The 15,113-nt window shown below is 42.4% G+C and carries 12 protein-coding genes and 1 pseudogene; 5 read left to right on the top strand and 8 right to left on the bottom strand.

Features of this window, described 5'->3' with window-relative positions:
* From GMD6S_RS12720 to GMD6S_RS06545, 5 genes and pseudogenes are all read left to right on the top strand, one after another.
* Positions 1-328: pseudogene (locus tag GMD6S_RS12720) on the top strand (hypothetical protein); the annotation flags it as partial.
* Positions 329-484: 156 nt separating this feature from the next.
* On the top strand, positions 485-811 hold the full coding sequence (locus tag GMD6S_RS06560; RefSeq protein WP_000273860.1) for a PadR family transcriptional regulator: 327 nt from the start codon (positions 485-487) through the stop codon (positions 809-811).
* Positions 798-1,391 (top strand): DUF1700 domain-containing protein, encoded by a 594-nt coding sequence (locus tag GMD6S_RS06555; RefSeq protein ID WP_000198647.1) that lies wholly within the window; start codon positions 798-800, stop codon positions 1,389-1,391. The genes GMD6S_RS06560 and GMD6S_RS06555 overlap by 14 nt, the downstream gene beginning before the upstream one ends.
* Complete coding sequence (locus GMD6S_RS06550; RefSeq protein ID WP_001229046.1) at positions 1,384-2,313, top strand: DUF4097 family beta strand repeat-containing protein; 930 nt, start codon at positions 1,384-1,386, stop codon at positions 2,311-2,313. Before GMD6S_RS06555 ends, GMD6S_RS06550 begins: the two co-directional genes overlap by 8 nt.
* A gap of 62 nt (positions 2,314-2,375) precedes the next feature.
* Complete coding sequence (locus GMD6S_RS06545; protein ID WP_000191315.1) at positions 2,376-3,338, top strand: DUF6574 domain-containing protein; 963 nt, start codon at positions 2,376-2,378, stop codon at positions 3,336-3,338.
* A 62-nt stretch (positions 3,339-3,400) separates the two neighbouring features.
* Here GMD6S_RS06545 and GMD6S_RS06540 read toward each other — a convergent pair whose 3' ends face one another.
* The 8 genes from GMD6S_RS06540 to GMD6S_RS06500 form a co-directional block, all read right to left on the bottom strand.
* On the bottom strand, positions 3,401-4,261 hold the full coding sequence (locus tag GMD6S_RS06540) for a DUF4299 family protein (protein ID WP_001140324.1): 861 nt from the start codon (positions 4,259-4,261) through the stop codon (positions 3,401-3,403).
* A 120-nt stretch (positions 4,262-4,381) separates the two neighbouring features.
* Positions 4,382-5,368 (bottom strand): oxygen-dependent tRNA uridine(34) hydroxylase TrhO, encoded by a 987-nt coding sequence (gene trhO, locus GMD6S_RS06535; RefSeq protein WP_001030010.1) that lies wholly within the window; start codon positions 5,366-5,368, stop codon positions 4,382-4,384.
* Positions 5,369-5,638: 270 nt separating this feature from the next.
* Complete coding sequence (locus GMD6S_RS06530; RefSeq protein ID WP_000800429.1) at positions 5,639-7,123, bottom strand: ABC transporter substrate-binding protein; 1,485 nt, start codon at positions 7,121-7,123, stop codon at positions 5,639-5,641.
* A gap of 108 nt (positions 7,124-7,231) precedes the next feature.
* Positions 7,232-8,155 (bottom strand): carbohydrate ABC transporter permease, encoded by a 924-nt coding sequence (locus GMD6S_RS06525; protein ID WP_000818344.1) that lies wholly within the window; start codon positions 8,153-8,155, stop codon positions 7,232-7,234.
* 13 nt (positions 8,156-8,168) lie between these two features.
* Entirely contained in the window at positions 8,169-9,098 is a 930-nt protein-coding gene (locus GMD6S_RS06520; RefSeq protein WP_000714584.1) for an ABC transporter permease, read from the bottom strand.
* Between the two features lie 357 nt (positions 9,099-9,455).
* Complete coding sequence (locus GMD6S_RS06510) at positions 9,456-11,336, bottom strand: beta-N-acetylhexosaminidase (protein ID WP_000253406.1); 1,881 nt, start codon at positions 11,334-11,336, stop codon at positions 9,456-9,458.
* On the bottom strand, positions 11,330-12,199 hold the full coding sequence (locus GMD6S_RS06505; RefSeq protein ID WP_000150735.1) for an ROK family protein: 870 nt from the start codon (positions 12,197-12,199) through the stop codon (positions 11,330-11,332). The genes GMD6S_RS06510 and GMD6S_RS06505 overlap by 7 nt, the downstream gene beginning before the upstream one ends.
* Before the next feature lie 84 nt (positions 12,200-12,283).
* Positions 12,284-14,929 (bottom strand): alpha-mannosidase, encoded by a 2,646-nt coding sequence (locus GMD6S_RS06500; RefSeq protein ID WP_000432728.1) that lies wholly within the window; start codon positions 14,927-14,929, stop codon positions 12,284-12,286.
* Positions 14,930-15,113 lie beyond the last annotated feature (184 nt).

The following is a 15,113-nucleotide window of genomic DNA, read 5'->3' as shown; positions in this document are numbered from 1 at the left end:
TAGTGGTTCAAAAGTTACGGAGAAGAACTATCAAGATGCTATTGCTGAGTGTATAGAAGAGATTCGCTACTTATTTAAATCTGTCGATTACAAATATGAAAACGAACTTCGTATCTTACGCTATTCCAACCTAGATCCTAGCAATAAGGAAATCAAAATTGATAAAACTTCTGGAGTAGGTAAACTTTATGTAGAACGAAAAAATTCCATTCAAATCGGTGAGATCATTTTCGGTCCTAAGTTTCCGAATCCTGAGTACGTGACTCCTTTATTAAAACTTTTAGATAAGGAAATTAAGTATAAGAAATCTACGATAAAATTTAGATAAAGGCTGATAAAATCCCTTAAACTTCTAGTTTTTACTAGGAGTTTTTTTATATGTAAAATTTTTACACATATTTCTTGACAGGGCTTTCAACTTGAGATACAATATATTTGAAAAGAGTATATATAAAATTTTTATATAATATTAAGGAGGTTTCCCATGTACTTCCCAACATCCTCTGCCTTGATCGAGTTTCTCATCTTGGCTGTACTGGAGCAGGGGGATTCTTATGGTTATGAGATTAGTCAAACCATTAAGCTCATCGCCAATATCAAAGAATCTACGCTCTATCCCATTCTCAAAAAATTGGAAGCCAGTGGCTTTCTGACCACCTACTCTAGAGAGTTTCAGGGGCGTATGCGCAAATACTATTCCTTGACCAATCGGGGCGTAGAGCAGCTCGTTACTCTAAAGGAAGAGTGGACGCTCTATACCGACACCGTCAACGGCATCATAGAAGGGAGTATCCGCCATGACAAGAACTGACTATCTGACTCAGTTAGAAACCTATCTCCATAAACTGCCCGAAGCTGACCGCATTGAAGCTATGGACTACTTTAAGGAACTATTTGACGATGCAGGCCCAGAGGGCGAAGAGGAACTCATTGCCAGTCTAGGCACTCCAAAAGAAGCTGCCCATGATGTCCTCTCTGATCTTCTCGATAAAAAAGTCAATGAAGCCCCTGCTCAAAAGAATGACCGCCAACTGCTACATATTGCCCTCCTGGCCCTGCTAGTAGCTCCTATCGGAATTCCGGTCGGGATTGGCATCCTCATGGCCATCATCGGTATTATTATCGCGGCTGCCTCCGTCATTCTAGCCTTCTTTACCGTCTCTGTGACGGGTATCCTGCTAGGTGGACTTTTTATCGTAGAGAGCTTTAGCGTCCTAGTCGAAGCCAAATCTGCCTTTATCTTGATTTTTGGGGCTGGTTTGCTTTCCATTGGTGCTTCTTCTCTTGTTCTACTAGGCATCTCCTATGTAGCTCGTTTCTTTGGCCTCCTAATCGTCCGCTTGGCACAATGGATTCTTAAAAAAGGAAAGAGAGGTGATAGACATGCGTAAATTGACAAAAGGATTTCTCATCTTTGGAGTGGTTTCTACAATCCTTGGTTTTATCATGATAATTGTAGGTGCGCAGTCCAATGGTATTCAAAGTTTGCTTGCCATGTCAAAAGACCCCGTCTATGATAATCGTATCGAAGAAGTGACCTTTGGAAGCGAAGTGGAAAAACTTGATTTGACCCTTGAAGAGCACAGCCTAACCATCACAGAGTCTGTAGATGACAAGATCCATATCACCTATCATCCTTCGGTGTCTGGTCGTCACGATCTGACTACTGGCATGAGTGACAAAACACTGACCGTCACTGACAAACAAGCCTCCCAACATCGCTTTCTAGGTTCAGGAATCGAAAGCCTACTTCGTATCGCCAGCAACTATTCTAATCGTTTTGACGAAGTCGTTCTCTCCCTACCCAAAGGAAGAAAGCTGCAAGCTATCACCGTCTCAGCCAATCGTGGACAAACTAATATTCGTCAAGCCAACCTTGAAAATGCAACCATCAAAACAAAAGGCTATCTCTTAAGACTAACAGAAAGTTCTATCAAGAACAGCACACTAACGGCACCTCATATCATCAATATCTTTGATGCCGAATTGACAGATAGTCAGGTCAAGACGGAGGGAGCACACATCTATGCTGAAAATATCCAAGTTCACGGCAAAGTCGAGCTAGAGGCTTATTCAACTCTACAACTCATTCTCTCCCAGAAAGAGACCGACCGTATCAATCTAGAAATTTCTTCTCAGCATGGTGGTATCTATCGTCAACCCAAAGAAGAACATCGTGGACAAAAAGAGAATGTACTTGCCAACCCTTATAAAACCGAAAAAGCAGATATCAAGGATTTACTCATTGCAAAAGCCAACCAGGATATCTACCTACCTAAAGAGGAGCACTCTGCTCCATCTAGAAACCATTGACAAAAACGCTTTCATCTGCTAGGCTAAAGATAGAAAACAACCATAAAAAAGGAGGTTCCACCATGACACAAGAATGGTTTGAAAGCGCCGATATTGAGAAGAAATCAGCTCAGACGAAATCGGAAATCCAGCCCGACCAACCAGAGACTTCGGAAACTGTGGAGACTGAACCACAAGTAAGCGAAGAAACTTCTGTCTCACCTAAAGAGTTAGAAATACATGAGGAGGAAGCTCCCGAAATGACTGAGGAAACCCAAACCGAGGAAGAGGGAGAAGGGAAAGCTGAAGAGGAACACAAGCCAGAAACCCCTGCAAAAGAGAAAAGTATCCTCAGCAAGGCTTTAGAAAGCCCCTATATCCCAGATATTGACCCTCGTAAAACAGCCAGATTCAAAGAAGAAATCGCACTGTTTTGGACTTGGCTGCTGGATGCTATCCAAGAACCAACTGCCAGCAAGACTACGGACCAAAAGCATCGTTACAGTGTCTTTGGCCTGCTCACTTTGCTATCCATGATTAACCTTTTCTTTAGTATCTATCATATCAAGCACCTCTACTACGGCTATATGGCCTCTATTGCCAATAGTTTACCTAACCAGCTCCCACCTTTAGATCTCTTTGCTGGACTCTCCATCTTAGTCGCTAGCGCTCTATTTTACTTTTCTATCATTTTGGGAGGCTTTACTGTTCGACGGGTACTGGACCAGGAGAGCGACTTCACATTCCAAGAAGCTTGCGATCGTTACAGCCGACTCTTTGCTATCCCACTTGTCCTAACAGCTCTAGCAAGTTTCTTTGCACTCTTTGGTGGCTTACGATTTGCTGGCATCCTCACTCTTCTAAGCATGGTCATCTTTGCCCTTGGAAATCTCTTTGTGATTAGCAAGCCAAGTAAGACCAGTAGCCTTGACCCATTTTATCGTTTCTTGTTAGCTGTCTTACTTGATGGCGCTATTCTCTTACCCTTCTTCATTGCAGAGCTCGCGCTGACAGTTGACTACCTTCGCATCCTGACCTTCTTTTAACCAAAATCCCTGCCATTTGTTAATGACAGGGATTTTTATGCTTACTCTTTTTTAAACAAGGCTTACTCGATGCTTGCCAATCCTTCAAAATCTTGTCCTAGGATGGGTTGTACTTCTAATTGATTGGCATCTAGTTGGTGGTAAAATTCTGTTGGTAGTGACTCTAGGAATCTTGCATAGTCCAAGCGAGCGATGGATTCGTAGTCTTTGGCTTTGGACCCATCACCAGAAATCGTCACTAGGTCAATCTCCCAAACAAGCTCCTTGCCTGCTAGCTGCTCGGTATAGGGTGCTGGTACAAAGGGTTCCTTAGGTAAAATCGTCTTGACTCCCTGGGCTAGGTGGTAGATACCGTGTACCTTGCCTTGGGCATCTGGGTAGAATTTCATACTGGCAAGGTAGGCATCAGAGCCTTGAACCTTCTTGACCAACTCTTCAAAATGTGCCAATCCATCCTCAGCCAAAAAACTCTCGAGGTATTCCTTATTGAGATAGATAGGGGACAAGATCCCTTGGCAGTATACTAGACGAGCCGCTTTGTCAGCTAGATAATTCTGAACTATTTGTCGGAAATAAGCTTCAAACTCAAACCCTTCTAGCCCTTCTACCACTTGCCCCAACTTGCTTGATAGGGCTTGGAGGAGAGCTTCTACAATCTCCCAGTCCGCTCTGGTAAGGAAGTCTGGAATCTCCACTTGATAGCCTTTTCGGCTATCCGCATAGTTCACTTTGAAGAGAAATTGCGACTGGCCTACAATCCCACACTCGATATACTCGAGACGATTGAGGGGCTGACGGAGATAGACCGCATCATAACTGTGTGACTCCAAACCCTCCACCAAGGCCAAGATGGACTTGGCAGTCAAGACCTCCTGTTGTCCTAGAATGCTTTCTTTATTTGGGATAAAAAATGTTTTCGCCATAACTTGCCTCCTTTGAAATCGTTTACACATAGTATACCCTATTTTCCTGAAAGATACAGAAACAAATTTTAGATTTTTAGATAAAAAGCATAGAAAAACAGCCCCTAAAGGCTGTTTGCTTTATACTGTAGCGACTTGATCCAAGCTTTCACCGATAGCAGCTAAGCGCTCCACCACTTCTGCTTGTGTCAATTCATTTTCAGCAACATAGCGGTTGCGTGGGTGAACACGGCACTCGTGTGAGCATCCACGAAGGTACTTATCTTCATTTTCTTCTGATGTCAGGATACGACGGTTACAGAAGGGATTGCCACAATTGACATAGCGTTCACATGGTGTTCCATCAAACCAGTCTTTCCCTACGATGGTTGGGTTAACATGGTTGACATCAACTGCGATACGCTCGTCAAAGACATACATTTTCCCATCCCAAAGCTCACCTTGAACTTCTGGGTCTTTACCATAAGTTGCGATTCCTCCGTGCAATTGGCCAACATCTTTGTAGCCTTCACGCACCATCCAGCCTGAGAATTTCTCACAGCGAACCCCACCTGTACAGTAAACTACGACACGCTTGTCCATGAATTTTTCTTTATTATCACGAACCCATTGTGGCAACTCACGGAAGTTGCGGATGTCTGGACGGATAGCCCCACGGAAGTGTCCTAGGTCGTACTCATAATCGTTACGTGTGTCAAGGACAACTGTATCTTCGTCAAGAAGGGCTTCTTTAAACTCTTTTGGAGACAAGTATGCACCTGTTGTCTCAAGTGGGTTGATGTCGTTGTCAAAGTCGTTGTCTTCCAAACCAAGGTGAACAATTTCTTTCTTGTAGCGAACAAACATCTTCTTGAAGGCTTGTTCATTTTCTTCGTCAATCTTGAACCAGAGGTCTTCCATTCCTGGGAGGCTGTGAACGTAGTCCATGTATTTTTGAGTTGTTTCGTAATCACCTGAAACGGTTCCGTTGATTCCCTCGTCAGCGACTAGGATACGACCTTTAAGGCCGATTGATTTACAGAAAGCCAAGTGATCTGCAGCAAATTGTTCTGCGTTTTCAATCGGAGTATAAAGGTAGTAAAGTAAGACACGAATATCTTTTGCCATAAGATTTGTTCTCTTTTCTATTCTTAAATTTTCAGAATTTTTCATTCAACTATACTAGTATACCCACTTGGGAAAACGAATGCAATTTATTTGACTGGAAATTATATAGAGAGTCCTGCCCCTGCACTTCATCAGTAACCATACCGAATCGCAGATAATTCTCTCAATTTTTTATTTACATCCTAAAAATCACTACCTCCCCTAGAGAACTAAGGAAGGCAGTGATCACATTTTTAGGAATTAGGAATGAATACACGAAATCAATCGATTTTATGATTTTTTGTTTTTCAAGAATTCGTCGTATTGTTTTTGCATTTCGTTCAATACTTTTTCGTAGGCACCTTCAGATTTCAATTTTTCCATCAATTCTGGAATAGCTTTATCTGGGTCTACAGTACCAGTGTTGATAGCTGTATCGAATTGTTGCATTGTGTTAGAAATTGCTGAGATTTCAGATTTCACATTGTCAGTGTTAAAGATGAATCCAAGTGCTGGAGATTCTTTAGCTTCTGCCAATTGTTTCTTAGAATCTTCGATTTGTTGGTCTGTAACGTTTTCGTTGATGTAAAGAATCCAGTTGTTACCAGTGTTCCATCCACCCATGTGAGTATTTCCTTTGTAGCCATCAAGGACGCGTACACGGTTTTCTTTACCTTCAATTTTTTCCCAGTTCTTGCCTTCTGGACCGTAAACAAGACCGTTCAAGAGTTCAGGGTTCGTGTTCAAGAGGTTCAACACTTCCATTGATTTTTCTTTGTTCTTAGAGTTGTTTGAGATAACAAAGTTGGCAACTTGTGTTGTTTGGTTTTTCTTGATAAAGTTAGTGATTGGTTTGATTTGGATGTCTTTGTTAGCAACACGTGAGAGCAAGCTGTTACCGTAGTCAGCTGGTCCTACTGTTTCTTCACGAACGAACCAAGTATCTTGTTGAAGGTCAAATGAAGTGTCGCTTGTTGCTACGTCTTTTGGAATGTATCCAGCTTCATAGAATTTGTGAAGAGTCTTCAAATGTTCTTTGAAACGAGGCACTTCGTAACGGTTTACGATCTTAGTAGTGTCTCCTTCAAGGTCAATAACAAATGGAAGTCCGTTTGGTACTGGGTAGTCAAAGTTATCAGATGGAATAAAGTTCTTCGTAACCGCAAATGGTACTACATCTGGAGCTTTTTCTTTGATTTGTTTCAAGACTGGCTCAAGTGTTTCGTATGAAGTGACACCTGAAATATCGATACCGTATTTAGCAAGAAGAGTTCCGTTGAAGGCAAAGTTTTGAGATGATGCAACGTTAGCTGCAACTGGTACTGCATAGATCTTACCGTTTACAGTGTTCCCTTTGATGTAAGCTGGGTCAAGTGCTTTGTAAAGCTCTGCTCCTTCTTTTTTATACAATTCAGTCAAGTCAGCATAAGCACCTTTTTGAGCATTTACGACATAGTTAGATGCAAATGCGATATCATAGTTTTCACCAGATGATGTGATAACAGACATTTTCTTATCATAGTCACCCCATCCAAGGTATTGGATATCCAATTTAGCACCGACTTTTTCTTCGATGATTTTGTTTGCATTTTCTAGCAATTCATCCAAGTTATCTGGTTTGTCACCGATTTGGTACATTTTGATTACAGGTTTTTCACCTGAAGTAGTATCTGCAGCTTTTTTGTTGTTACCTGTAAGGTTTCCACAAGCAGCAAGACTTGCAGCCAAAGCGACTACGCTAGCAGATGCAAAAGCATATTTTTTCCAGTTTTTCATGATAAAAACTCCTTTTTTTATTTTTAAACTTATAAACGATTTAATAATTTGTAACTTCAGTCACTAAGATGAAGTTGGGAAGGGAGAAACGGTGTTTCTCAGTAAGTGCTATTCTTTCACACCACCGATTGTCAAACCTTTAACAAAGTAGCGTTGGAAGAATGGATACAGAATCGCGATTGGAAGGGTTGCAACAACAACCATGGCCATACGACCTGTTTCTTTCGGTAGAGCGACTCCCAGTTGACCAGATAGGCCGACTGCTTTTGCGATGTAGTCCATATTTTGTTGGATTTGCATGAGCAAATATTGCAATGGATACAAGTTATCACTCTTGATGTAAAGAAGGGCGTTGAACCAGTCGTTCCAGAAACCAAGAGCTGTCAAAAGCGTGATGGTTGCGATACCTGGTAGTGACAATGGCAAACAGATTTGGAAGAAGATCCGGGCTTCACTGGCACCATCGATACGAGCAGATTCTAGAATGGCTTCTGGAATGGTCTTCTTGAAGAAGGAACGCATCAAGATGATGTTGAATGGTGAGAGGAGCATTGGAACAATCAAGGCCCAAACGGTATCACCCAGTTGAAGCAGGCGAGTGACCACGATATAGCCTGGTACCAAACCAGCATTGAACAACATACTAAGAAGAGCGAAGATCGTAAAGAATCTGCGATACTTAAAGGTTGTACGTGAGATGGCGTAGGCATAAGTGGTTGTAATGAAGACGTTGGTCACTGTTCCGACTACGGTTACAAAAACTGAGATAAAGAGCGCTTGGAGGATCTTATCTTTAAACTGAGCTAGGAACTGGAATCCATCTACACCAAATTTCGAAGGGAAAAAGCTATATCCATACTGGAGGATGCTCTTTTCATCTGTCACCGAAATGATGATAACGAAGATAAAGGGCAAGATACAAGAAAGAGCGATCAAACCAGAGATAATACTAAAGAAGATATCTGCTTTCTTACTGAAGGAGTGAATGCCGACATTATCGATTTTTTCTTTTTTAATTTTCTTTTCTGCCATATTCTCCTCCTTTCTAGAACAAAGCTGAGTTTGGATCAACTCGTCTTGCAAGCAAGTTTGATAGGATAACCAGAATCAAACCGACTACGGATTGGTAAAGACCGGCTGCTGAAGCCATACCGATATCTGCTGTCTGAGTCAAACCATTAAAGACATACACGTCCAAAACGTTGGTTACATTGTAGAGCTGACCAGCATTGTGTGGGATTTGATAGAAGAGACCAAAGTCTGCACGGAAGATATTTCCGACTGCAAGGATAGTCAAAACTGTTACAAGTGGTGTCAACTGAGGAATGGTTACGTTGCGAATACGTTGCCACTTGCTCGCCCCATCCACTGTTGCTGCTTCGTAGTAGGTTGGGTCAATTCCCATGATTGTCGCATAGTACATGACACTGCTATATCCAAATCCTTTCCAAATACCTAGGAAAAGGAGAAGGTATGGCCAAATGCCTAAGTCAGCGTAGAAGTTGACTTCCTTCATGCCAATGGATGTTAGGAAATGGTTGAAGACCCCTTTGTCAATGTTTAGGAAAGCATCTGTAAAGAAACTAATGATAACCCATGACAGGAAGTAAGGGAACAACATAGACGTTTGGAAAATCTTAACCATTCTTTTAGAGCGAAGCTCGCTGAGGATGATGGCAATCCCTACTGATACAATCAAACCGATAAAGATAAAGCCAAGATTGTAGAGAACGGTATTACGAGTGATGATAAAGGCATCTTTTGAACTGAACAAGAATCTGAAATTATCTAACCCGACCCATTTACTATTCACAATACTATCTATGAAACCATTACTGGTCATATGGTAGTCTTTAAAGGCGACCACATTCCCAAATACTGGAATGTAAAAGAATAGAATCAACCAGAGTGCCCCTGGTAAAACCATCAAGAGAAAGATCCAGTTATCTCTCAAGGTCTTTGAAAACTTTTTCATAATTTCCTCCCTTTTTATTCCTAAAAACTGATTTCATCGAATTTTTAGGTTTGATAACGATTACATTATTAGTATACTCCTATTTGAAGGTCAGGTTAAACTACTAATTATAGAAAAAACTCCACAAATTATTTTTTGTGGAGAAGTTTTTTATAAGAAATAGGTTTCACGAGAAACACTCTGAACAAAGGACACTGTTCTTGTTTTTATACTCAATGAAAATCAAAGAGCAAACTAGGAAGCTAGCCGCAAGCTGCTCAAAGCACTGCTTTGAGGTTGCAGATAAAACTGACGAAGTCAGTAACATCTATACGGCAAGGCGAAGCTGACGTGGTTTTAAGAGATTTTCGAAGAGTATTAAGTCGTATAAATCGTTGAAGCTGTCGCAATAGTATGCCATTGGTTGGCTGTTGTGGCTGCGAAGTCCTTGTCTGCGTAGAAGTCAGTAAATGGTAGGATTTCAACTTCTAGCTCGTCGATGCGGTCAATCTGATCAGACAGATAGGCTTCGATACGGCTTTCTGCTCGCTTGATGCGTTGCAAGAGTCCGCCCATACGGATATCAACCGTATCCAAACCAAAGACCTTGTTTTCTTTCAACCATTGGTGGCTAAAGAGGGCATGGAAGTTTTCAATCTCGCTTCTAAGTTTTGGTAATTCTTGGCTTGCGATTTCTCTCAGACTTTCTTTATCGTTTACTTGGTAGGCCTGACGAATGCGTCGTCCCACATCCACTTTGCTACTTAAAATCTGGTTCAACTGGGCCTGAGTTTCAAAGAGGTAGGCATAGTCCCCAGCTTTTTCTTTGATAGCAGCAAGTGTCTCAGCAGCCTGAGCGAAGTGCGATTTGTCCTGTTCAGGAGTCATGTGCTTATCAAGGATTGGACAGAGAACATCCTGATAAAAGACATAGCGGTTGGGATTAATCCCACTGAGATTGTCTGGTAGATCTGGCAAGAGGTTGGCCAAATCAAGCTGCATAAAGTCCTCAACGGATAGCCCTGTATTGGTCTTGAAATGAGCTGACAAACGGTCTAAATCATTTCGGTAGCTGAGTTCTGCCCAGATTTGTAGACTTGGCAGAATAGAGAACTGAGCTGTTTCACCACCATTATCTCCCCAACCAGTCACAATGACTTCCTTGATCTGATTAGCACGGCAGGCTTTGTTAGCTTCGACAGCGATGAGACGACTGAAATGGTTGTGTGGTGTGAAACCAATCCACTTCCAAGCACCACCTGCAAAGGCAACATCCTGGCTAATCTTGTGGTGATTACCGAAGTTACGGTTGTATTTTTCTTCGCTATCCTGATAATAATCCCAGTAAACCAAGGTCACACGGTCTTTAAGGCGGTCAAGAAAAACTCGTGTTTCCTCTGGAATTTCGACATCACGGTCGTACTGGCCATCTGCTGACATGAGTTTGAAGAACATATCGCTCCACATCTGGCAGTGGAAACCATACTTGTCTGCAATATCCAGCACGCGCTCCAAATGTTGACACATGAGGAGACTACGGTCCACAACACCGTTTAAGATGAGATAGCGACCCAAACCAACCAAGTGGGCTTCGTCCATGCCGATATTAACCTTGCGTGTTTGTAGTTTAGACAAAGTCGCAAACATGCCGTCGATTAGGTCGTAAACTTTTTCTTCGCCGATGAGGAGAATGTCCTCTACATCACGAAGTTGCTGGACTTCTTTAACACCCCATTTAACAAAGGCTGATAAGTGAGCCAAGGTCTGGATACATGGTACAAAGGTCATATCAAACTGCTGGGCGTAGGCTTCGATTTCCTGTAATTCTTCAGCTGAATAAGCCCCGCGGAAATAACCAAAATAAGGTTGCCCTTCAATCTGATAGGTATCTTCCATGTAGAGCTCAAAGGTTGAATAACCCATGAGAGCCAAAACTTCAATCATCTGCTTGGCTGATGCAACATTTAGAACCGCATTTCGCGAACAGTCAGCCATGTAGGCTAAATCTTCATAAGCCGCTTGCTCCTCAATCTCCACCTTATCACCTTCTTCTAAAGCTGTTGCGAGAACAGACAAGGCGCGATAGAGTTGGTGAGGTTTGCGATAAGTCAATTGATATTCTCCGCTCTCACCCTTGATAGAGATAGAGGCTTGGTCAGACTGAGCAACCGCCACTTCTACATCCGGTAGAGAAATGTGATTTTTTAAGACTTCGATAGCTTGGGCTTGTTTGGGACTAAGTCCTGTAAAACTTACCATTGGTTTTCCTCCTGTAACCAGTTGACAAGGGCACCGTATAGATTGGCATCTGCATGATAGGTGCAAGCTTGAATGACTGGAGCGATAGTATATTCTTCATATCTTTCCACAAAGGCGTCTACTGCTTTTTGAACGCCTTTGATAAAATCTGGGTTTTGACTGATAGAACCTCCCAGACTAATGACATCTGGGTCAATGAGATACTGGATATTGAGCAGGCCTTGAGCTAGGTTACGATTCATGCGCTCAATGGCTTCTTGGCAGAGGGCATTTCCTGCTGCAGCCTCTTGGTAAACCTTGCGTCCGTCCCAATCAGACTGACCAGATTTTTCAATGACGTAGCGAACCATGTTTCCTGTAGAAGCTAGTAGCGACCAGTTATTGAGTCTTTCTGCGGGCTCGATGGTTGTCATGTAGCCAAACTCACCGCCCAAACCATGACGACCACGGTGAAGCTTGCCATTGATAATCATAGCGCCACCAATTCCTGTACCAATCACGACACAGGCTGCATTTTCAATCTCAGGGTGAGCCAGTAATTCGCTGAGTCCAACACAGTTGGCATCATTTTCTAAATGAACAGGTAGTTTGTGATGAGCAAGGGCCTCATACCAAGAAAAACCATGGATGTAAGGAATGGCGCTAATTCCCTCAATCACTCCTGTTTCTTGATTAACTGCACCTGGCACACTCATAGCGATTCCGCTGTAGTCTTGTTCCGATAAGCGTTGGTCCAACCAAGCTAGCAAATCTTCCAGAGTTTCTGGAGTTGGGGTGCTGGTCTTATCTAAAATCTTTCCATCAGGAGTTAGACTAGCAAACTTAATGCCAGTCCCTCCGATATCAATCGTTGCAATGGTCATTACTTTCACCTGCAAAAAGGAGCGAATCAGCAGTTGGTTCTTACTTTTTCGCTCCTCCTTTCTGTTTATGTTTTCTTGTTGAAATTAAATTTCTTCTTTTTTGATCAATTCTGTACGAATTTCCTGTGGTGCCAATAGTCCTGAATGAACTGGATATGGGCGTTCCAACAAATCAAGAATGGTTTGTTGTTTTTCAGACACGCGAACATTTTCTTGACTCATATTGTAGTAACGAAGGACGTATCCTTCTTCATTTTCAGCAACTTTAAAGGCTGTTGGGCAGACTTGTGGCAAGTTCAGTGCCGGATGGTTAAAGAGGCTACCCGTTGCTGCAACGCTTCCCTCTTGTTTTGCAACTTGAAGAGCTGTAAATGGCACCTGGAAGGCTTTGGCACGACGGAAAGCTGAGAAGCGTTCCCCTGCTTGGTGACATTCTACTGCAAATTCAACTTCGATATCACGCAAGCACTGAGCTTCCGGTGTTGGGAAATAGCCCCAGTCACCGAGTTCGCCTGAAGCACGAAGAAGGGTTACAGCCATGGTGTCATCTCCAAGAATTTCGTATTCGTGCAATCCTTTATTGGATACTGTCACTCCTTTAACATCATCATACAAGCTGACAAAGGCTTGTTGGTGTTGTGGATTTTCAGGATTTTCCCAAGAAGCTGCTGGTTTATTTGGTCTTGTCACAACTTCATAGATGCTTTCGGAATCATTGCTTGGACGAGTGTTATGAGTTTTTACTAAGAGACGAATGCGGTGGTCTTTGGCTGTATTAGTAAAGCGAGTCTTGAAGCGAATCTGTGGATTGTCCACAAAGACAGTCATTTCTGTTTCAAGAGGAATGGTTGTCAACTCTTCTGAACGACCTGCATCTCGTTTCATGAACTCGATGATCCCTCTTTGTTCTGCATCCAATCTTTCATCTGCGCTAACTGGAATAGTCAAGTCATGTTTGAGCAAAACCTTAGCATAGCGAGCATTGTTTTCTAAGACTTCATAACCTTTCAGTTGAGCATAAATTGGTTCAGTTCCTTTTGGTTGGAAGTAAATGTACTCGTTACCAATATCTCCACGGTCCTCAAATTGGATGAAATCTTCGTAGGCTTCGTTTGTAGTCTTGTCATAGACTGTGATTCCTTCATCTACACTCACTGTCACGAATGGTGTATCAATGACTCCATTTTGGTAAATACCATCACGGTGATCTACTTGACCTTCGACCAATTGGAAGCTTGCCCAAGAAAGCGGAGCAAGGTGGACTGGGATTGTCACGCGCACTTGGCGTGCAATATATGGTTGGCGGAATTTATCCTTTGGCAAAGTATAGCCAAAACTTGCTCCCAAGTCTTCAATCTTGGCTTCAATGACATGACCATCCAAATCTTCAACATGATACTCTGGCAAGGTTAAGGCTGCCATTTTCTTGAAGCCCTCTGTCGGGTGCAATTCCTTAAATGGACAGACCGCTACATCGACAATCGTGCTGACGGTATCTACTTTATCATGCAAAGCTGTATTGATAACAGTGAAAAGATGCTCACTTTGTGCATTTTGGGTAGCCAACTTGCCCTTCCATTCGTTAAGAAGATTAGTCTTAACAAAATTCCCGACTTGATTAACCTTTGCAAAACGAGTTTCCATTTCACGGTGAACCTCGTCAATACTACAGCCACAGATACTATCGTGCGGTGCATTTTGCAGAAGTACTTTCCAAGCATAGGTCAATTGATCCTTGTGGTTATGTCCACCAGTGATAATGGTTAATGGTTCCACGACCTGCTCTAACAAGTTGCTATTTTCTTGGAAGGCTTGTTTGAGGTAAACGCGTGAAGAAGAAGTATTGGCAAGAGTATACCAACCATCCGTTTCCTGACTGGTTAACTCACCTGTGACCGTTGATAATTGTTCAGGAAGGGCACTTTCCAGTGCTTGGACATATTCGTCAAATGAGCTATGAATAAAGGTCACGTCAGGGAAGAGTTCGTTTGCCACACGAATGGCTTCGCTCAGATTTCTCTGAACAGGCTGGTGGTCACAGCCGTTCATCATCAACCATTGGTTGGTTGATGCATAATCACGGACGTCTGCTAATTTTTGCTTCCAGAAAGCCAAAGCCTCGTCTTTATCCACTGGAATTTCATTCCCGTTACTGTACCAATTAGCAAAAAGAATACCGAGTACACGGCTACCATCAGCACCCTGCCAGTACATCTCAGAGAATTGAGACGTAAATTGCTCATCTTCAAGGACTTGGTTGTCAAAACCGATCGGTTTGACACCACGACCAAAGGCTGCTACGTGAATGCCTGATTTTTGAAGGATTTGAGGTGCTTGCCCCATATTCCCAAAGGTATCTGGGAAGTAACCAATCTGAGTAGATTTGCCCCATTTAGCGCATTCAGCCTGACCAATCAAGGTATTACGGACATTGGCTTCACTGGAGATCAAGTAATCATCCTGCAAGATGTAAAAAGGACCAATCTTGAGCTTGCCTTCGTCAATATAACGCTGCACCTTGTCACGGTTTTCAGGACGAATTTCTAAATAGTCATCGAGGACAATGGTTTGTCCATCCAAGTGGAAGCTCTTGAATTCAGGGTCATTTTCAAAAAGATCAAACAGATTGTCAAAAAGTTCCACCAACTGCATCCGGTGACTTTCAAAAGGTAGATACCACTCACGATCCCAGTGACTGTGAGAGATGATATGTACAACAACATTTTCCATGAGTAAAACCTCATTCTAACTTAAATTTAAAAATATATTTGTGATTCTTTCCTAGAATCAGTTGAGCGAAAACGTGCTCCTTATACTCAATGAAAATCAAAGAGCAAACTAGGAAGCTAGCTGCAGGTTGCTCAAAGCACTGCTTTGAGGTTGTAGATAGAACTGACGAAGTCAGTAACATATA

The sequence above is a fragment of the Streptococcus sp. GMD6S genome, assembly GCF_000297015.1.
This window is presented reverse-complemented; position numbering and strand designations above follow the sequence as displayed.

What these genes read in the sequence shown, in the direction of transcription:
- GMD6S_RS06560 (WP_000273860.1), top strand. Translation starts at nt 485, where the DNA reads ATGTACTTCCCAACATCCTCTGCCTTGATCGAGTTTCTCATCTTGGCT.
- GMD6S_RS06555 (WP_000198647.1), top strand. Translation starts at nt 798, where the DNA reads ATGACAAGAACTGACTATCTGACTCAGTTAGAAACCTATCTCCATAAA.
- GMD6S_RS06550 (WP_001229046.1), top strand. Translation starts at nt 1,384, where the DNA reads ATGCGTAAATTGACAAAAGGATTTCTCATCTTTGGAGTGGTTTCTACA.
- GMD6S_RS06545 (WP_000191315.1), top strand. Translation starts at nt 2,376, where the DNA reads ATGACACAAGAATGGTTTGAAAGCGCCGATATTGAGAAGAAATCAGCT.
- GMD6S_RS06540 (WP_001140324.1), bottom strand. Translation starts at nt 4,261, where the DNA reads ATGGCGAAAACATTTTTTATCCCAAATAAAGAAAGCATTCTAGGACAA.
- trhO (WP_001030010.1), bottom strand. Translation starts at nt 5,368, where the DNA reads ATGGCAAAAGATATTCGTGTCTTACTTTACTACCTTTATACTCCGATT.
- GMD6S_RS06530 (WP_000800429.1), bottom strand. Translation starts at nt 7,123, where the DNA reads ATGAAAAACTGGAAAAAATATGCTTTTGCATCTGCTAGCGTAGTCGCT.
- GMD6S_RS06525 (WP_000818344.1), bottom strand. Translation starts at nt 8,155, where the DNA reads ATGGCAGAAAAGAAAATTAAAAAAGAAAAAATCGATAATGTCGGCATT.
- GMD6S_RS06520 (WP_000714584.1), bottom strand. Translation starts at nt 9,098, where the DNA reads ATGAAAAAGTTTTCAAAGACCTTGAGAGATAACTGGATCTTTCTCTTG.
- GMD6S_RS06510 (WP_000253406.1), bottom strand. Translation starts at nt 11,336, where the DNA reads ATGGTAAGTTTTACAGGACTTAGTCCCAAACAAGCCCAAGCTATCGAA.
- GMD6S_RS06505 (WP_000150735.1), bottom strand. Translation starts at nt 12,199, where the DNA reads ATGACCATTGCAACGATTGATATCGGAGGGACTGGCATTAAGTTTGCT.
- GMD6S_RS06500 (WP_000432728.1), bottom strand. Translation starts at nt 14,929, where the DNA reads ATGGAAAATGTTGTTGTACATATCATCTCTCACAGTCACTGGGATCGT.